General features: G+C 39.9%; 15 protein-coding genes. All 15 read right to left on the bottom strand.

What is annotated here, in order from left to right; translation table 11 throughout:
- Window positions 1-10: 10 nt before the first annotated feature.
- Window positions 11-784, bottom strand: a complete 774-nt coding sequence (locus tag HRT50_RS09405; RefSeq protein WP_291613763.1) for a response regulator transcription factor — start codon at window positions 782-784, stop codon at window positions 11-13.
- A gap of 44 nt (window positions 785-828) precedes the next feature.
- Window positions 829-1,572 carry a spondin domain-containing protein gene (locus HRT50_RS09400; protein ID WP_291613762.1) on the bottom strand — a complete coding sequence of 248 codons (744 nt, stop codon included), beginning with the start codon at window positions 1,570-1,572 and terminating at the stop codon, window positions 829-831.
- A 9-nt stretch (window positions 1,573-1,581) separates the two neighbouring features.
- Window positions 1,582-2,301, bottom strand: coding sequence for a spondin domain-containing protein (locus HRT50_RS09395; RefSeq protein WP_291613760.1), 720 nt, complete (start codon window positions 2,299-2,301; stop codon window positions 1,582-1,584).
- A gap of 326 nt (window positions 2,302-2,627) precedes the next feature.
- Window positions 2,628-3,707 carry a phosphotransferase enzyme family protein gene (locus HRT50_RS09390; protein WP_291613758.1) on the bottom strand — a complete coding sequence of 360 codons (1,080 nt, stop codon included), beginning with the start codon at window positions 3,705-3,707 and terminating at the stop codon, window positions 2,628-2,630.
- Between the two features lie 411 nt (window positions 3,708-4,118).
- Complete coding sequence (locus HRT50_RS09385) at window positions 4,119-5,012, bottom strand: sugar phosphate nucleotidyltransferase (RefSeq protein WP_291613756.1); 894 nt, start codon at window positions 5,010-5,012, stop codon at window positions 4,119-4,121.
- Entirely contained in the window at window positions 5,013-6,479 is a 1,467-nt protein-coding gene (locus tag HRT50_RS09380; protein ID WP_291613754.1) for a Gfo/Idh/MocA family oxidoreductase, read from the bottom strand.
- 207 nt (window positions 6,480-6,686) lie between these two features.
- Window positions 6,687-7,979, bottom strand: coding sequence for a hybrid sensor histidine kinase/response regulator (locus HRT50_RS09375; RefSeq protein ID WP_291613752.1), 1,293 nt, complete (start codon window positions 7,977-7,979; stop codon window positions 6,687-6,689).
- 1 nt (window position 7,980) lies between these two features.
- A complete protein-coding gene (locus HRT50_RS09370) occupies window positions 7,981-8,595 on the bottom strand; it encodes a chemotaxis protein CheB (protein ID WP_291613750.1) in 615 nt (204 codons plus the stop codon).
- 21 nt (window positions 8,596-8,616) lie between these two features.
- Window positions 8,617-9,492: a protein-glutamate O-methyltransferase CheR gene (locus tag HRT50_RS09365; protein ID WP_291613748.1), complete on the bottom strand. Its 876-nt coding sequence runs from the start codon at window positions 9,490-9,492 to the stop codon at window positions 8,617-8,619.
- Window positions 9,493-9,700: 208 nt separating this feature from the next.
- A complete protein-coding gene (locus tag HRT50_RS09360) occupies window positions 9,701-14,182 on the bottom strand; it encodes a response regulator (RefSeq protein ID WP_291613746.1) in 4,482 nt (1,493 codons plus the stop codon).
- A 131-nt stretch (window positions 14,183-14,313) separates the two neighbouring features.
- The gene (locus HRT50_RS09355) at window positions 14,314-15,609 is read right to left on the bottom strand and encodes an ATP-binding protein (RefSeq protein ID WP_291613744.1); all 1,296 of its coding nucleotides are present in this window, start codon (window positions 15,607-15,609) and stop codon (window positions 14,314-14,316) included.
- 2 nt (window positions 15,610-15,611) lie between these two features.
- Window positions 15,612-16,340: a response regulator transcription factor gene (locus tag HRT50_RS09350; RefSeq protein WP_291613742.1), complete on the bottom strand. Its 729-nt coding sequence runs from the start codon at window positions 16,338-16,340 to the stop codon at window positions 15,612-15,614.
- A 44-nt stretch (window positions 16,341-16,384) separates the two neighbouring features.
- Window positions 16,385-16,804, bottom strand: a complete 420-nt coding sequence (locus tag HRT50_RS09345; protein ID WP_291613740.1) for a DUF3019 domain-containing protein — start codon at window positions 16,802-16,804, stop codon at window positions 16,385-16,387.
- A gap of 19 nt (window positions 16,805-16,823) precedes the next feature.
- Window positions 16,824-17,780 carry a MipA/OmpV family protein gene (locus tag HRT50_RS09340; protein WP_291613737.1) on the bottom strand — a complete coding sequence of 319 codons (957 nt, stop codon included), beginning with the start codon at window positions 17,778-17,780 and terminating at the stop codon, window positions 16,824-16,826.
- 139 nt (window positions 17,781-17,919) lie between these two features.
- On the bottom strand, window positions 17,920-19,407 hold a 1,488-nt coding region (locus HRT50_RS09335; protein WP_291613735.1), incomplete at its 5' end, for a TonB-dependent siderophore receptor.

The raw sequence follows: 19,407 nt of genomic DNA, 5'->3' as shown, positions 1-19,407 counted from the left end.
TAATAATTAATTAACACGCCATTGGTGGCATTACCCCGGCAGAATTAAGTTTATAACCAACTCCCCAGACGGTTTGAATTATCTGAGGCTCATTACAGTTTTCCTCAAGCTTGCTTCTCAGGCGATTAATATGAGAATTCACCGTATGTTCATAACCATTGTGATGATAGCCCCAGACACCATCGAGTAATTGCGCCCGTGAAAATACCTGATCAGGGTGCTGGCAGAAAAAATCAATTAACTCAAACTCGGTCGCGGTTAAATTGATGGCTTTATTTTTATAAGTGACTTGGTGATATCTATGGTCAATATGCAGCTGGCCGATACTTACCCCTTGCTCTTGCTGATTCGACTCTTGTTGCGCTGATTTTTCCTTAATATTATCATTGTTTTGGTCAGAATTTTTGGCGTTAATTGCATGTACCCGACGTAACTGACTACGAACACGGGCCTGTAATTCTCGAATACTAAAAGGCTTAGTCATGTAATCATCGGCCCCTAGCTCAAGCCCCAACACCCGATCAATTTCAGAGGTTTTAGAGGTCAGCATAATAATTGACTGCAGCGGTTTTTCTTGCCTGACTTGCCGGCAAATATCTAGCCCGCTAATACCAGGCAACATTACATCCAATAATATCAGTTGATAGTCTTGCGTTAAGGCTTGCTCTAATGCAGCTTCTCCTTGAGTACAAATATCACAGTGCAGGTCTAACTCGGATAAATGCACTTTAATAAGCTTGGCAATATCAATTTCGTCTTCAATGATTAAAATTTTATCTTTCATATATAAGCCAATGAGTGGGCAAAGCCACTCATTGGCTTAGCGCACTACTTCGTTCGAGTAATGGTTAATTTAACTGCAGGGTTATCAAAACGATGCGCCTGAGTTAATACTGAGCTAGATAAGCCATCATCTTTGCTAACTACACCGGAATGATAGCCGACTAGGTCGATATCATTGCGAGCGGCGTCAAAACCTACGCCACCGTCAGCGGGACCCGGAATGGTACCGACCGCTTCGTTGTTTAGTTCGGTACCTGAATCATAGACATTTAATCGCCATGATTTTTCCTGATTAACCGTTAATGTTGATATATCTACACCAGTAAGACCCGAGAAAGCATCATTTGTATTCACCAACATGGTGACAACCGTTAAATACTTTGCCATAGCCTCAGTGGTACTGATAGCTAAAGTGACGCTAGAGCCCGGTGGTACTGGCCCGTCACTGCTTGTAGTTGCCAGATTCTCTGCAAGTGCAATGAAGTCAGTATTGTCTCCACCTTCGGCCAGTTTCTCTAAGGCGACTGAAGCGGCTTGGCCAACTTGCCACATTTTAGTATCGCCATGTAGTGCTACCGCGATAGGTGATAAAGGTTGACCATAGGTTAAGTTAGTTAATGTTATTGAATAACTATATTCCATCGGTGGTTCAACCGGGGGAGTATAAGTATTATCACTGTCATTGTAGCTATCTCCACATGCAGCTAAGCCAAAACTAAGTAAGCTAGCAATAACTAATTGAGAGGATAGTTTTTTAGTGACTTTAGGTTGAGCGTTAAAGGTTAACATGATGTACCCCTATAGCACGGTAATGGTGAGTTTAGCGACAGGATTTAACCAACGTTGTACACTATTGTTAATATCACTTTTGCCAGCAGACATATCATCATCACCTAGGCTGCCGCGGTGAATATGAACTTTGTCATTCGCTTCCATATCGGTAACGCCAGTGCCGTTCATACCTATACTGGCATCAAGTGGTGGTGGTACGGGCATGCCCGCTTCTCCTAGAGCACCGCTGCCGCGAACTTCATCATTGGCTTCGGTGCCGGCGTCATAGGCATTTAAAAATACCGTATAAGTACCGGCTTCTGCAGGTATTTCCCAACTGTTTAAGCCAACAAAACCATCATTAGAAGGTAAAATCATTGCGGCAAGTGATAAGTGGGTATTGGCGCTATCATTGGTTAAAGAGAAGCTTGCTGACATTGCCGGTGCTAATAATCCGCCTGCAGGGTTCTCATTAATATTCGCGTCGGCATTGGTTAACATACTTACTAAGCCTGAAATATCACCACCTTCAGCCATTGTCTGTAGCTCAGTCGTAGCCATAGTACTGAGCATAAATAGTCGGTTTTCATTGCTATGGGCAGCAGTCACTACAGGGGTGAAATGCAAGCCCTGAGTTAAATTGGTGACAGTAATGGATAATTCTTGGGCCATTGTTGTTGAGCTGGCAAAAGCGAGTGCTAATACGCTTAGTGCTGTTTTAATTGGCGATTTCTTGATTACTTTCATGATCATTCCTTGGTAGTTAGACTTATGTAGCTAAAACTAATGTCGTTAGAACAGACTTCGTTAGCGTAAGGAAAGTATGTCGGTGAGTTATCGCTTGCAGATCACGCTTTTATCACTTATTAAAGAAAAATTAATCACAGAAGTATCACAGCTATGTAATTGAAGATTGGTGATTGCTAGCGAATTGTAGTCTTGAGAGGGTTTAACTAATAGCTATGGCTGGTAAATTAGGGGTGTACTGTTAGGCGAATACTTATTAGCTCGTTACTTTGCTTGCCAGTAACTGATAGCGGGGCACTGGCAAGGAAAATAAGTAGTAAGTGGACTTACTGGGCGAGTTTTATTAACTCAGGCTCAGCTTCACATACTAGGGTAAATAATTGTACTTGGCTGATAGCACGATCTAAATTATGGTTTTTACGGCTTACTTGGAAATAGTTATCGCCATTTAAATGATCGGTTAAAAAGCGGGTACCAATAATAAAAGGTAATAACTTGGCACCAACAATTAAGCTTTCTTTTTCAAGTGCTGTCATCTTATCAGCAAAGGTATTCTGGTAATTGCTGATTAATGCTTCAAAGATATCAAGCTTAAGTACCATTTTTTCTGTGCTGGTATCATCTTCAGCAAGGTTACTACAACAGGTTCTGACCATATCGCCAAAGTCATGCATTAATAAGCCAGGCATACAGGTATCAAGGTCAATGACTGCGCAGGGTTTGTCACCGGTAGTGAATAAGAGGTTGTTTATCTTAGTATCGTTGTGGGTAACATGCAGGGGTAATTTTTTACTGATGTCGACCACATGATCAATAAAACTTTGTTGAGCGAAGCAGAAATTAACTAAGGCTTGGCAGTCCGATAAACGGCCTTGAATATCATTAGCAACCGCTTCTTTAAGTTGGCGCATGCGAAAACTAATGTCATGGAAGTCTTCGATAATAACAGCAAGGTCTTTGGCGGGAAAATCACTTAAGGCGCAGCTAAATTCCGCAAAAGCACTAGCAACCAGTGCCGCTTGCTCTGGCGACTCAACTTCTTCTAGAGTATAAGAATTATTAATAAATTCCATTAAACGCCAGTAATTACTACCAATTTTAATACAGGTCTCGCCGGTTTTACTTAGTACTTGCTGAGGAACGGCTAGTGGATAGTTGCCGTTATTTTTTTGCTGTAATAAATGCACATTTATTTTTTGCGCGTTACTGCTTAGCTCGACCGTTTTAGTGAAAATGTCATGATTGATTTGCTGTAAGACAAACTCAAAGTCAGGAGTAGTCAATTTATAAGTATTATTAATATGACCATTACCTAAAGAGGTTACTTCAACTTTAGAAAAGTCATAATCATAATTATTTAGAACGGTATCTATATCCATTTTCAGTGATCTTGCTTTGTTATCCATTGCTTTTAATACTTATATTTTAGTGACTATTTTGTTAGCAATGTGATTATTCTAGTAAGTGCTTACTAGCCTGGTTTTGCTAATACTTTAATATCCGACAAGCCAAGTTTATACCCGTTCCACTTGAAGATTCTCATTTCAGGAAGACTGAGCGACTCATAATCAAGGCACATATTTTTATTAAGGGTTATTCCCTTAAAAAGAAATGTAACGCAGAGTATGATTTGCTCAGCCTTCCCTAAGGGCTGGTTTAGAAACGCTTTATGCTTCGTTATTGATTTTGATAAGGGAGTAGCCATTCTCTTCAATCAATGCCTTGCCTAAAGCGTTTCTAATTCCAGCTGAATCATGCATCTTCAAGTGGAACGGGTATAGATAAACAAAGGCGTGACAAATGAGCGCACGATTTTACTATTTTTTGCCAAATAGTGCAGTAACTTTCTTATCGACTTGTCCGCTGTCTTGTGAGTAAGTTAAACCAAACCAATTGTCGTTAGTGCTAAGTACTTTTACTCTCTTTTTTTGTTGATGGTTTTGTTGTTGGATTTGCTGCATTACCACGGCGGGTAAGTAACATTCTTGATTAACGCCAAGTTGCTTAGCTTCTATTGCACAGAGTAAACGAGTCAGTGCTTGCTCTAGTGCCAAAAAAATATCAGGGGTGAAAAACCAGCAGTTCATTGAAATTAAACTCTTTGCTGTTAGCTCTATATCTCGCTGTTTTTCGCTGAAAATACCCTTGATAGTTTGACCATCCGATTGTATTTGCTCACATTCTTCAATAGCGGTTAAATAGCTTTGCTCATCGAGCTGACATAGACCTCGATTAACACCACCAAAATCTGACAAGGTATTGCGTAATTGATAAGCCACCATCAAATAGTCTTTAGGTGTTTTATTTGCTTGTTGTAACAATAAACTAAAGGCTTGTTTTCCATAGAAGTCATCAGCGTTAATCACGGCAAAACTTTCTTTGATAAGATGGCGACAACACCAAAGCGCATGTGCTGTGCCAAGTGGTTTGCTGCGCTGTGTCGGTAGAGTACATGCAGGTGGCAAGTCAGCAAAGCTCTGCACAGCAAAAGCATATTCAACATTTTCTGGCAGTCGCGGGATAACTTGTCGTCTTAATAGTGACTCTAGCTCTGGGCGTATGACAAAAACTACCCGTTTAAAGCCGGCATTAACGGCATTGATTAAGTTGTACTCCATCAGCGTTAGTTGCTGGGGACCAAACTCAGCCAGCTGTTTATTACCACCAAAGCGAGAGCCTAATCCAGCGGCTAAAATAACAAGACTAGTCATTTAACTAACAACCTTAAGGGGTTTAGCGTGTTGCCAAATACCGCGAGTAAAATCAGGAATATCTTTGGAATTACTACGGTCGGCTACCGACTGGGCACTTAACGGCGTGATAACAGACCATGCTGCAGCATCATAGACATCTTGATCTAATGGCTGAGCATTGCGTAAGCAGTAAACCATGCGCCAAAGCATTAAGAAGTCCATACCGCCATGGCCACCATTGCGCTCTGCTTCTGCGCCCATTTGTAGCCACAATGGATGATCATAATTATCTTGCCATTTAGCCATGTTATAATCCCAGCGATGGAAACTTGCCGGGCTTGGTTTACGACCTTGCTGACCATTTTTATGCCATTGTTTAACTGCTAATTCATATTGCTGTTGATACAGGGCTTTAATATTTTTCGGGACATTTTCGAGCGCAATTCTATTTGGGAAACCGGCAAAGGTACCATTAGTGCCTTGAATATAATTATGGCGTGAATAAGGGCGAGGGCTGGTGGTGTCATGTTGCACCATAATCGTTCGGCCCTTGATGGTTTTAATTATGCTGGTATTCATATCTCCGGCAATATAGTTCAACTGATTTCGTTGATGGTCTGCTGGAAATTCTTTAGCAGCATAAGCTTGTCGTCCCAGTGCTGGCGAGCTCGTTGAGGTTAAATAATCGAAACGATCACCTCGGTTAATATTCATATATTGAGCCACAGGGCCTAAACCGTGGGTAGGGTATAAGTTTGCATTAGTTTTCGCATGCCAGGCGGTTCGCCAAGAGCCAGTTTTCTCGGTAATCTCTTTCATTTGCCAGCGTAATTCATGAATGTATGCCGCTTCACCATGTAGTAAGTCGCCGAATAACCCTTGGCGCACCATATTTAATACCATGAGTTCATCACGGCCATAGCAGACGTTTTCCATCATCATGCAATTTTTCTGGGTACGTTCAGCAGTATCGACTAATTGCCAGCATTCCTCTGTCGTAGTCGCGGCAGGTACTTCAACAAAAGCATGTTTACCACTTTCCATGGTCTCAACACACATTGGAGTGTGCCAACGCCACGGCGTAGAAATGATGACGATATCGATATCATTACGCTCAAGCATTTTTTTATAAGCTAACTCTGAGCCGGTATAGCTATCAGGTTTGGCAAAACCTTTATTTACCACAGTGGCAATAGACTCATTTAACACGCGTTCATTGGTGTCGCAAATGGCCTTTATTTCAACGCCATCAATATGGCAATAATGTTTAACATGGCCAGAGCCTCGTTCACCCACACCAATAAAACCGATACGGACAACATCCATTTTCGGAACCACTAAGCCCATCACTGATTTACCTTGCGCAGAGGGGGGGATTATTGGGCCATTCGGCATGGTTGTGCAGGCTGTAGCTACACTGGTGGCGACACTTGCAGCAGTTATAGCAGCAAAGGATTTTAAAAATTGACGGCGATCTTGGCTCATAGACTTGTCTCTGACTTAATTTATGAATTACCGTATAAGATTACGGTGATTAAAATGATGATTGTTTGATTTTATACGATTTATTTGTCGATGTAGCAAGGGGTTACTATTCATTACAAAGCCAGCATGGCTGAACTGGCGAGATATATTGACAAATTTAGTCAATAGTCAGGGGGGGGAGGGAGTGAGCGGTAAAACAGCTATTAACTATTCAGCGTCTTTGTGGTGGATAGGAAATTCTAAAATAAATTCAGTACCTTGTCCTGGTTCACTTTTGCAGGTGATTTTCCCAGCTAAGCTTTGGTTAACAAGGTTATAAACAATGTACATGCCTAAGCCACTACCGCCAGGGCCACGCTGAGTGGTAAAGAAGGGTTCAAAAACCATCTGACTAACTGATTCTTCCATGCCTAGACCATCATCAGCATAAGTTAGTAAAACATTGTTGTTATTTTCTTTGACCGTGATTTGGATTTTACCTTGTTCACCCTCTTGATAGGCATGGACAATTGAATTCATGACCATGTTAGTAATAATTTGGGAGATACCACCCGCTATGGTATGTAATTTGATCGATTCATCACCCGTTACTTCTACTGTGTGATGAGCTTCATTGATTGCCGGTGACAAGCTATTAATAACTTTTTTAATATAACTGACCAAGTTGACATTACGTTTTCTTTCACTGGTTTGATCAACGGCAACCAACTTAAAGTTGGTAATTTGTTCAGCGGCTCTATCTAAATTAGTTAAAATAATATCAACAGATTGTGGTGCACATTCAACAAAGTCTGCGAGATCTCTTCGGCGAATTTCACCTATCTCAAAATTATGTTTTAGTTGCTGTAGCTTTTCTTGTAAAAAAGAAGCTCCGGTAATGCTAATACCGATTGGGGTGTTAAGTTCGTGGGCGACACCAGCCACTAAACGGCCCAAGGAAGCCATCTTTTCAGACTCGACCAACTGATTTTGCGTGGCCATTAAACTTTCAATTGAATCTTGTAGCTCTTGAGTACGCTCTTTCACTAACTCTTCCAAGTGCTCTTTATGTACTCTCAGCTCGGCTTCGGCTTTTGCTCGTACTTTACAAGCATGATCTAGCTGTTGTTTCTCTTTATGTAACTCTAAAAAAACAGCGACCTTGCTGCGGACAACATCTTCATTAATCGGTTTTACTAAGTAATCTACTGCACCGCTGGCATAGCCTTTAAACTCAAAAGTTTCGTCACGAGCAAACGCGGTAATAAAGATCACCGGAATGTGACTGGTTTTAGGGTGATCAAGAATTAAGGAGGCGGTTTCAAAGCCATCCATACAAGGCATTTGTACATCCATCAGTATCAGGGCAAAGTCATGTTTATGGGCAACAGCAAGTGCTTGTTGTCCAGAAAGAGCTTTAACAATATCAACATTTAGCGAAGCCAATGTGCGCTCATAAACGCGCAAATTGTTCGGTTCATCATCGACAATGAGTATTTTTGGTAGAGTATCTAAGCTCATGTTATTCCTTGTCTCCTTGGATGAGTTGGCACAAGAATTCGGCAATATCATCTAAGGGTAATATATGGTCGACCGTATGTAAGCTAATGGCTGACTTTGGCATGAAATCTACTTCGGCCGTTTTGGGTTCTTGTACCAGTGTTAAGCCAGCACGGCCTTTAATCGTCTTAAGCCCGGTGCTGCCATCACTGCTTGCACCTGTAAGTATAAGACCAATTAATTGATTTTTGTAGCAAGCACTAGCGCTGTCAAAGAGCACGTCAATGGAAGGTAGCGCAAAGTTGACGGGGGGCTCAAGACTCAAAGAAAACACTTTAGTTTTTTCAATAAGTAAGTGGTATTTGGCTGGCGCAATATAAATATTACCCGGCTTAATTTCCGCGCCTATTGTTGCTTCGGTAACAGACATAGCGCAATCTTTTTGAAAATAACTGATAAGAAAGTCATTGTGACTGGTGCCGTCAAAGACTACTTCGCCTCTATGTTGCAGGACTATGATGGCAAGCGGAAAGCTTTTGGGGAGTTTAGGCAGTATGTTATGAAGCGCATTCAGGCCGCCAGCAGATACACCGATAACTAAAGCTTGATAAGGAGAGCTGCTCTTGACGGGCATCATAATCGATCTGCTTGGCGATGATTATTCATAGCTGATTTTTTGATAAATACGCTGATCTTTAGCAATAGTATCAAAGTTGTTTTTTTGCTTGCTAAATTCGAGCGATTCTTTATCTCCTAATAATAAATAACCACGATGTAATAGGCTTTGATTAAATAGTGATAAGACATTATTCTGTAATGTTTTATCAAAATAGATAAGTACGTTACGACAAATGATTAAATGCATTTGAGCAAAACATTGGTCTTTTATCAGGTTATGGTGGGCAAAGGTAATATGCTCTTTAAGATCATTATGTATTTTGGCATAACCATGTTTAGCTTGATAATAATCAGCGAAAGAGGCTTTGCCACCGGCCAGTTGGTAATTATGAGTATACTCGCTGATTTTTTCTGCTTTATAAATGCCTTGCTCTGCTACTTTTAATGATTGATTGTTAAAGTCTGTCGCATATATTTGGCAACGATGCAGTAAGCCTTCTTCTTTTAGCATGATGGCTAATGAATAAACTTCTTCCCCTGTAGCGCAACCAGCATGCCAAATATTTATCCGTGAGTAGGTTTTTAATTGGGTAAAAACCTTATTTCTGAGTTCTTTAAATACCTTAGGGTCCCGGAACATTTCAGTTACTGTTACTGACATTTCCTTAAGGAATAGTTCAAAAAACTCTGGCTGGTGTAATACCTTGGGGATCATTTCGGCAATGTTGTTTAGTTGCGACTTTTTAAGGCAGTTGTTTATACGGCGAGTGAGAGAAGCTTGTGCATAATGACTAAAATCATAGTCATAACGGAACGCTATTGCTTGGAGTAATAGCTTAATCTCTAGAGCCATTACCTCGTCTTCATTTGGACGGTGGCTATAAACTTGGGGCTTTGCTTGAGTACTTGGCGTCAAGAGCTGTTCCTTGTTATCGAGTCAATGTCACTAAATTAAGCTTGGCTATTATACCAATTTCACTAAATTCTTGCCCACTTGTGCGGGTTAAAATACTTCATGTCGGTGTTGCTCTCAATCCCAATAGCTAGCTATTGCTCAATCGAGCGCCTTGCCCTGATTTATTTTTCCTATGCACAACAAGATCACAAACTTAATGAAAATGGTATTAGTCTTTTTTAAATAACCAAATACGTAGAATAGAGACTAGTTTTTCAAAATCTATCGGTTTAGTTAAATACTCAGATGCGCCAGATTTTAATGCTAACTCCCTATCTTCAGGCATAGTTTTCGCGGTTAGCGCTATGATAGGAATTTTTTTATAGCTGTTCATGTTACGAATAATTTGTGTGGCTTCATTACCATCCATCACGGGCATCATGGTATCCATTAAAATAAGTTCAAAGTCGTTCTGCTCTCTGAGGATCTCCACCGCCTCTTTACCGTTATTGGCCATTTCCACATCACAACCAATATCAATTAATTTTTTAGACAGGGCATAGGTATTACGCATATCATCGTCGGTTAATAATATTTTACGACCTTGCAACATAGCGTCTTCATCATGTAATAGTCGCATAGCGTTTTTATCTTGAGCGCTAGCTAACTTAGTGAACTTCTCTTCAATGCCATGTAAGAATAATGATATATCATCAAGTAAGCGCTCTGGTGAGCCCGTGCCCTTTATCACCACAGTAGAAGAGTATTTGTCGAGCTCAGCTTGCTCTTGGTCAGAAATCTCTTTACCGGTATAAACAATGACTGGTGGTAATACTTCTAGGTTGCCAGTATTAACTTGTTTTAACAGCTCAATACCACTCATGTCGGGTAAACCTAAATCTAAAATAACGCAGTCATATTTACCCGTTAAAATTGCGGCACAGCCTTCTGCGCCGGTAGATACACAAGTAGCTTTTAAGCCAATATTTTCAAGTAGCCTGCTGGTCGCTTTACTATGGTGTTGGTTATCTTCAATGATTAATACTTGGCGAATTTTTGCTGTCGATAAATTTTCAATATCAATTAATACTTGGTGCAACTGTTCACTACTAACGGGTTTGGTTTGCAAACCAATAGCTCCTCCTGCTAGTGCTTCACTGCGATTTTCACTATGAGCTGAAATTATTTCGACTGGAATATGTTGGGTTTTTAAACTGGATTTTAATTGCTCTAATACTTGGTGACCATCAATGTCGGGTAGCATAAGGTCAAGAATAATACCGTTGGGCTGATGATGCTGTGCTAAATAAATACCCGAGCGGCCATCGCCAGCGACCAAGCATTTATAACCACTTTTTCTGGTGTAATCACGTAATATTTTCGCAAATATTTTGTCATCGTCTATTACTAACAATATTTTATCATCAGCGACAATATTGAATCTATCGTCATCAATAAAAATATTCAGCTCTAAATCTATTTCTCTATTAATACTCGCTAATTCAGAGGTATTAGCTTGGTGAGCTGCAGGAGAGTTAGCAACTGCTTGCTGAGGTAATATGCTTGCTGCGCTATTTTTACTCTCTAGGCTGGCTGCTATTGCCTCGGTTTCACTTTTACTGGCTGAGCTAGCGACCTCATCCGAGGATAGTGGTAAAAATAGCGTAAAGCTACTGCCTTTATTTAATTGGCTGGTAAGCTGTATTTCCCCGCCCAGTAAATGGCTTAACTCTCTCGCTATGGTTAAACCTAAGCCGGTACCACCATATTTTCGGCTAGTTGATCCATCTTCTTGTTGAAAGGCTTCAAAAATGGCTTGTAATTTATCCTCAGCAATACCTACGCCAGTATCACTCACGGTAATGGCCAAGCTGTTTGTTACGGTTAAGTGTTTGTGTCTAAAGTGAGTATTTTCTGCTGGCAAAGTGAAGTTGATTTTTACTTCACCCATTTCGGTAAATTTAATAGCATTAGACAGTAAATTTCGTAATATTTGCTCAAGGCGCAGGCTATCTGAGATGATGTGAACCGGAGCTTTTGGCGCTATGCTGGCTGACAGTTGAATGTTTCTGTCTTTTGCTAGTGGGTTAAACAGTTGCAATAATTTTTCTTTAATATGGCCAAGTTGTACTTTTTCTAGATGAACATTTAATTTACCCGCTTCTACTTTCGATAAATCGAGAATATCGTTAATCAGATGCAGCAGACTTTGGCCGCCATCATAAATAATATGGGCATCTTCTACTTCGGTTTCATCTAAGTGACCACTGACATTATCAGCTAAGCCCTTAGCCAAGAGTAATAAACTATTCAGTGGCGTTCTTAATTCATGGCTCATATTAGCTAAAAACTCTGACTTATATTTACTGGCTATCGTTAGTTCCTTGGCTTTTATCGCTAACTCTTGCTCTGAAGCGGCAATCTTATCTCGTTGCGCTTGTAGGTCTTTTTGCCTTTGGCCTAACTCTTCATTAGAGACTTGCAATTCTTCACTTTGTTGCCTTAATTCCTCTTCCGAGGCTTTTAATTGTTCGGTTTGTTCAACTAAATTTTCATTGGCACTTTTCAACTCTTCTTGTTGGGTTTGTAATTCCTCTGCCTGTTGCTGGGTTTCGTGTAATAGTGTTTTTGTTCTTTGCTGATTAAATAAATTGTTTATGACTATGCCAAGATTTTGTGCCACCTGCGTTAATGTCAGCTGTTGTTCCTCAGTAAATTCGTGGAAGGAAGCCAGCTCAATAACCGCCATCAGTTTAGTTTCAAAAAGAACTGGTAAAAGTATTAAATTAAGTGGCGTTTGTTCACCTAAGGCTGAGTTTATTTGAATATAATCACCCGGCACCTTAGTTAGTAGAATAACTTTTTTCTCTTTAGCGCACTGACCAACTAAGCCCTCACCAACATTGATATTGGCAGCAATATTTTTTCTTGAGCGGAAGGCGTAACTGCCGACCAGGGATAGGCTATTATTATCTTGTTGCTCTTTCATATATATCACGCCGTGTCCTGCGTGGCAGGAATTGGCTAAACAGGTGATGATATCATCACTAAGTTTTGTTAAATCAGTGGTTCCCTGTGTCAATTCGTTAATTTCAGCTAGCTGGTGTTGGCGTTCATTTTGTTTCGATAACTCGCTATTATTTTGCTGTAAGTCGGCTTCAAATTTTTTCTCTTGGGAGATATCCCGAATAAAGCCGGTGTAAATTTTATCTCTAGCACCTTGTTTGGCGACTTCGCCAACAGACAGTGCAATAGGAAATATCGAGCCATCTTTTTTCAGTGCTTTAACCTCTCGGCCACTGCCAATAATTTTTTTAATACCACTAGTTTTATAATTAGTCAGATAACTATCGTGTTCGGAAGTATAAGGCATGGGCATTAGCATTTTAATGTTTTTGCCTATTATCTCCTCTCGGCGATAATGAAATAAACGCATCGTTGAGGAATTACACGATAAAATAGTACCTAGCTCGTCTATGGTTAAAATAGCATCTAAGCTAGTATTCACTACCGCCAGATTAAGCGCTACTTCTTCTGCTAAGCTAGCATTTACTACTGCTTCATTAAGCAATACTTTTTCGGCTAAACTAGTCTTTTGTGCGATAATTTGTGATTTCATATTATGTAAAGCATGACCTAGTTTATCTTGCTCACTTTTAGGATGAATTTCCTGGCTGAAATCTCCCGATGCGATAGCTTCAGCTTGTTGAGCCGCTTCGGCAATGGATTGTATGGTGCTATTAATTGATAAGGATAAGTCGCCGAGTTCATCATTGCTGATTTGGCTGACTTGTTGGCTTAAATCGCCGGTTGCTACTTTCTTGGCGAGTTCTTTTAATCGGGTAATCGGCAAACTGATAAGTCTAGCAATAATAAAGGAACCTAATGCAGCTAGAATAGTGCCAATAATGATCAGTAAAATAATTTGTTTAATGGCTGCTTTCTCGTGTGCTTCGGCAGCGTAGAGTGAATTTTGGGTGAAATCTTCGATTTCTTGTAGTAACTGCTCAAGCTCGTGGTCTATTTCATCTTCTTCTAATTCAATGTCATGGATAAGCTGTTCCAGCTCCGCCAGCAAGTTGCCTTGTTGAAGCTTAGTTATATCCTCTGCCAAGTACTGTTCAGTTGAGGTGGCAGTAGTATTGCCTTCGGGATTACTTTCGATATTTCCTTGGCGAGCAGAGTCCTTGAATGCTAGACCTTTAAGTTTTGCATTGAGTAGACCAATGATTTTTATGGCATGTTTTTGGTAACTTTTATGCTCGGCGCTGATATTTATGATTTGTTTTAATACGTATTGGAATTCTTGTTTGTCTGCCTCGTAAGGCGTGATTTCTATGTCATTATTTACCTTAGACTCTACTAGGATCAATTCTTGTTTAACTTGCTCACCGTAGCTGAGAAACTTAGCTTTAGCCATTGCGTAACCCTGCACGGTCAACGCTGATTGAAATGTTTGTGTACCTAAGCGTAATAAACGCTCTAAATATATAGCTTGTTCAAGTTGATGAGCTTCTATAGCTGTTATGCTACGTATTAACGGCATATCAATTTCAGCAATCTCTTCCACCTCTTCGCCAATCAGTTTCATTTGATTTAAGGCATAGAGGCCAATAATTAAAATTAAGGAAATATTAATAAAGGCATTAAGGAAGAGTTTTTTCTTTATGGTGAACTGAAAACCAGATTTCTCGGTAGAATTATTATGCATAACTTTTGTCTATCTTTGCTGATTAATCGCTATCTACAAAGCATAGTAAAGTATGATGAAAAGCCTAATTTCTATCGGTTTTTTGTCATTGTTTTGTTGCTGTTTTAACTTGATTTTAGTGTTTTAGCATTTTATTTGGGAAAGGTTAAAGTAAAGCATGCACCAGACAGCTGCTTGCTATTGCCGGCGTTAATACTACCTTGATGCCAGTCCATCACTTTACTGCAAATGGCCAAGCCTAAGCCAAAGTGACCTTGCTCTCTTGATCTATCGGCATCAAGTTTGACAAAGGGGGTAAATATGATGGCAAGTTTGTCATCGGCAATGCCTTTGCCATCATCTTCCACAGTAATGGTCAGGTGCTGATTAGTGTTGTCAATGGTCAGTAAGACTTGGCTATTGGCGTAGCCTATAGCGTTGCTAATAAGGTTCACTAAGGCACGATAGCTCCAGTGATAATCTAATAGGTAATCTAAGGTTTCATCGCCAGTTAAACCGACAGTAATATTTCTTTGCTCCGCCAATACTTGGCAGTCATTAATGGCAGAGGTAATTAAGGCATAAACATTAGTTTGCTGCTTTTTTAAATTTAGCCCTTGCCGCTCCATCGAGGCATAGTCAAGAAAGGCACTGGTCATTTCCTCCATATTAGTTAATTCATTATCCATGCGCGATAGATAGTTATTTTTCTTTTCAACTGATTTACTGTCTAAAGCCGCTTCTATGCCAAAGCGTAAACAAGCCATTGGTGTGCGAATATCATGAGATAAACTGCGGGCGAGAATTTTATTATCAGCGACAAGTTTTTCAATTTTACTGGCCATGGTATTAAAACTTTGCTCTAACACTTTTATATAGGATAAGCGGCTGCTGGCGATACGCACATCAAGCTGTCCTGATCCAATTTTAGCGGCAGCATTATTAAGTAGGTATAAGCGTCTTGTTAAGGGAATTAACCATAAAATCAATATGCCACATATGCTCACGTAGAGTATTAAGGTTAAAAGAAAATTAATGTTTTCGTTATCTGCTGCTGCTACGGGTAGCTCAAGGCGTAAGAGGAACTCAGGATGATTGCTAATGCTTTTTAATAAGTATTGATTGCTGCTTGAGGCAAGTAGTAAACCTCCTGATTGGGTTAATTGTGCAATCAGGGAGCTAGGCAGGGCGATTTTTTTACTCGACGCTAAGCGGGCTTTTATTTGGTAATGCTGTTGGAATTGTTTAACTCTTGCGCTTAACAGGCTACCGTTAATAGCGCTAAGATCGCTGGCAAGGCCGTTGATAAGTTGTCGGTAGACTATGGTCGTTTGCGTTTCGGTGATTTTGTCTTCAGTGGTATATTCTACCAGCTCATCGAGACCCCAACCAATAAAGAATAACGAGCCTAATACGGTAAAAATGATACTAATATAGAGGCCACGCATGGTTATTCGTCATTACCCAAGCTTGGTTTTTCTTGCCAAGCATCACTAACAAATAAATAGCCCTTGCCCCAAATAGTTTTAAATTTTTGTGGCTTTTGTGGATCGTCATTAAATAATTTTCGTAAGGTCGATAACATCACGTCAAAACGTCTATCTTGGCCATCATATTCACGTTTTTTCAGTGCTTTAAAAACAGAGTCTCTATCAACAACACTACCAGCATGCTGAGCTAAATAGGTAAGAAAGGCAAATAGACTGGTTGATAAATCGACTTCTTTACCTTGATAAACGACACGTTTTGCTTCTTGGTTTATGGTGAGATCACCAAAAACAAGCTCGCTATTGAGGTTACTTGCTGCTTTATTACTTTGACTTAATTGACGGTTAATTCGCGCTAATAAGGCGCGCGGACGAACTGGCTTGATAACATAATCATCAGCACCGGCTTCTAAGCCAATTACTTCATCAAATTCATCAGCACGGGCGGTTAGCATAATGATTGGAGTTGCTTGGCTTTGTTTATTTTGGCGAATAAGGCGGCAAACTTCTATGCCATTTAAGCCAGGTAACATGACATCGAGTAAAACGATATCAGTGCTATTTTTTTTGATAACATCCATCACTAAGTCGCCACGGGCAACATGGGTAACATTAAAGCCTTGTTCGCTTAAATATTCACAGACCCAATCAGCAAGGCTAATATCATCTTCTACCAATAAAATATTGTGCATTTAATTTTTCCTACCAATTTATCTAGCTACACCATTTTCCTTTATTAAAACAGTCGCCAGCGACGTTTACGGGTGGTGTTTTTATGTTGCCAGCTAACTTCGACTTTCGTCTCGGCGATGACTTTATTATCACTTACAGTACGTAGCTGATAGTTAATGCTCTTGTTAGATTCAAACTCAATTTTTATTTGCACCTTGTTATTGTTTTGCCAACAACCTAGCTGCTTATTCTTGCCTTCTTGATACAAGCAAAAACTTTGCTTGTCAGATGACTGCCATTGCAATTCTACCGTAGCAAAACAATCTCGGCCTTGCCTTAAGGTGACACATTGTTCGGGCAGGGCAGTAAATGTTACTTCGGCACTATTAACCGTTTTGACCTCATTAGCATTTACTTGCACAGCTAGGAGTAAGCTGCAGAGTAATAAAAGCTGTACTTTGAACTGTACTTTTACCTGTGACATGGCAATTCCTTTGCCAACATTAAAATACATACAGCACTCCAAGCATCACTTGGGTTACCTGGTTAGTATCAACCAAGGGGCTTGCTTTTACATTACTGGAATAAAGGCTATGGGTTATACCGGCATTAAAAGACCAACTTGCCGATAAAGGGTGTTGCGCATAAAATTCAACTTGGCCTCTAAAGCCGCCTTTAGCTGTATATTCGGGTCTAGTTTCGTTTACTTCATCACTGCCAACGCCAATATAATAATCAACAATATCTTGGCTAAAGTAAGTTAAGCCAGCGCCAAAATAAATATCCCAATTTCGGTAGGGTAATAAATAGCTGTAAAAGCTATCAATAATTACGCCTCTTACACTTTTATCAAACTCATCATCTCCTGAAGTAGTAGCTGCAAGGTCCAAGGTAAATAAAGAGTTTTCAAAGTATTGAGAGTAGCGCAAGGCTATACCTAGTGTCACATTACGCTCTCTTAACCCAGCTAATAATTTTTCATCACCACTGCTATATTCTATTTCTGCTGCCGGGTCATAACCTTGCATATAAGCTTTGGCAATAACATCAAGTTGCCAATTTTGTTCAACTACTAGTTGATAACCAAATTCTGTACCGCCAAGTAATGCATTGGAGCGTCTTTGATTGGTTTGTAAAAAAAATCCTTTATAAGATATGTCAAACAACAACCCAGGCATAAAGTAATGTAATAATTCATCTTGCTCGATGCCAGCAATAATTATCGGGTCATAAACTAAAGAGAAATCAAGTGCAAATTGCCATTCAAACTCATCTTTGAGTATAGGTTTGTTGGCGTTATATTCTTGCTCTGCGCTAAGTTCTAAGCTAGTACTGTGCTCCAAGTTCTCACTGGTTTCTTGTCCATAACTTATGGAACTAAACATCAATAAGAAAATGGCAACTAGCCAGTTAAAGCCGTGATTATATATTCGTTTGGTATTATTTTTTTTAAAGGCCATAGCAGAGCACGAAGTTAATTTACAAAAAGTAACTATATGTTACCACTTTGTAAATGTTACTTGCGCTTAGCCGAGCAAGTTTATTGTTTAAAAAGTGTAAGTAAAGTTAATGCCTGAACATCAGGGCTGAAAATATTAATTAAAAAGTCATTTTCAAACCTACGTAGGGAAAGACACCAATATCTTCTTCACCTGAAATATTGTATTTAGTTAAGCTATCGCCATCTTCAGGCTCATAGTAATAACCAGAGACATTTTGCTGTGCCATGGCGTTGATAATTGCCCAAGTCCATTTGGCGTCATAACCCCAGTAAGTGGTTTTGTAATTAGCTTCTAAATCTAGGCGGTGATAAACGGGTAAGGTTTTTGCGTTCAACTCGCCATACTCGGGTAAAAAATGGTCGTCATAATCAGGGTTTTCACGCAGACCAACAATAGGGGTGTACTTTGCGCCACTACGTAAGGTAAAACGCAAACCAAAGTCCCAGCGTTCATTTAACTCGTAATTGACAACAACATTGGCGACCATAGGGGTATCAAGGTAATAATCGGCAGTGATATTAGTCAGGTCATCAGTTCGTTGGCTTTGTGACCAACTTAAAGATGCCCAGCCAAACCAGCCATTATTTCGATCATGCCTAACCAGCCATTCAACACCCTGCGCATCACCGGAAGTATCATTAGTGTAATGTAATTCCAAGTCAGCCTCGGCTGAATGTTCATCGATAGAACGTGGTAATTCAGTTAACTCTTTATGGTAAATATCAATGGAGGTAAACCATATGTCGTTTAACTGGTAATCAGCACCAAGTGAATAATGAGTCGCTTGTGGTGATTTTATTTTAGGATTTCCTAACTTTTTTAATGCGGTATAAACATCAGGAAAGCGACTATAAGTACCGGCCTTTGCTTTAATGGTTAAGCCATCTGCAGCAAACCAATCTAAAGCAAACCTAGGGTGAATAAATGTTTGCTCGGTATAATCATTGCTTTCAGCTCTTACGCCATAGGTTAATTGCCAGCTCTCACTCATTTGCCAAATATCATGCACATAAATGGCGATATTTTCATCCGTTAAGTTAGCGTTATCTTGGATACGTTCACCTTTATTTGAATCGCAATCCGCATCGGTCTCTGTACAGTAGTAAGGGATAATGTCGAAACTGTAATCGACGTCTGATTTACTGTAATCAACGCCAAAGCCTAATTTGTGATCTTCAAGCCAAGTGATTTGTGATGAAAAGCGCAGGTTATATATTTCTTCATCAACTTTTATAAACTGTCCTTTACCAAATATTTCGTCGGTTGTATTAACAGTATGACCTGCGACTAATTGCATGATCTTTTGCTCGTCACCATAATATTGCCAAGAAAGGCTTTGGCTATCAAACTTGGTTGTTATTTTTAGGTCACCAACACTGTCGGGATCAATGCGACCTGATTCCGATTCTTCAGAAATATTAACGCCACCAGTATCACTGGCACCAGAGGCGCTAAAGGTAAGCTTATGAGCATCACCAATTAGCCATTGATATTTACCTTGGTAGTCTTCACTTACTGGTGCTTTAAATATGGTATAACCCTCATCTTCTTCACCTTCAGGTAAAAATAAATGAATTTGGCTACG

The sequence above is a fragment of the Colwellia sp. genome (genome assembly GCF_013215345.1).
In the GTDB taxonomy this organism is placed as follows: Bacteria; Pseudomonadota; Gammaproteobacteria; order Enterobacterales; family Alteromonadaceae; genus Colwellia.
This window is presented reverse-complemented; position numbering and strand designations above follow the sequence as displayed.

Coding starts and splice junctions, on each gene's coding strand:
- HRT50_RS09405 (WP_291613763.1), bottom strand. CDS start 784: ATGAAAGATAAAATTTTAATCATTGAAGACGAAATTGATATTGCCAAG.
- HRT50_RS09400 (WP_291613762.1), bottom strand. CDS start 1,572: ATGTTAACCTTTAACGCTCAACCTAAAGTCACTAAAAAACTATCCTCT.
- HRT50_RS09395 (WP_291613760.1), bottom strand. CDS start 2,301: ATGAAAGTAATCAAGAAATCGCCAATTAAAACAGCACTAAGCGTATTA.
- HRT50_RS09390 (WP_291613758.1), bottom strand. CDS start 3,707: ATGGATAACAAAGCAAGATCACTGAAAATGGATATAGATACCGTTCTA.
- HRT50_RS09385 (WP_291613756.1), bottom strand. CDS start 5,012: ATGACTAGTCTTGTTATTTTAGCCGCTGGATTAGGCTCTCGCTTTGGT.
- HRT50_RS09380 (WP_291613754.1), bottom strand. CDS start 6,479: ATGAGCCAAGATCGCCGTCAATTTTTAAAATCCTTTGCTGCTATAACT.
- HRT50_RS09375 (WP_291613752.1), bottom strand. CDS start 7,979: ATGAGCTTAGATACTCTACCAAAAATACTCATTGTCGATGATGAACCG.
- HRT50_RS09370 (WP_291613750.1), bottom strand. CDS start 8,595: ATGATGCCCGTCAAGAGCAGCTCTCCTTATCAAGCTTTAGTTATCGGT.
- HRT50_RS09360 (WP_291613746.1), bottom strand. CDS start 14,182: ATGCATAATAATTCTACCGAGAAATCTGGTTTTCAGTTCACCATAAAG.
- HRT50_RS09355 (WP_291613744.1), bottom strand. CDS start 15,609: ATGCGTGGCCTCTATATTAGTATCATTTTTACCGTATTAGGCTCGTTA.
- HRT50_RS09350 (WP_291613742.1), bottom strand. CDS start 16,340: ATGCACAATATTTTATTGGTAGAAGATGATATTAGCCTTGCTGATTGG.
- HRT50_RS09345 (WP_291613740.1), bottom strand. CDS start 16,804: ATGTCACAGGTAAAAGTACAGTTCAAAGTACAGCTTTTATTACTCTGC.
- HRT50_RS09340 (WP_291613737.1), bottom strand. CDS start 17,780: ATGGCCTTTAAAAAAAATAATACCAAACGAATATATAATCACGGCTTT.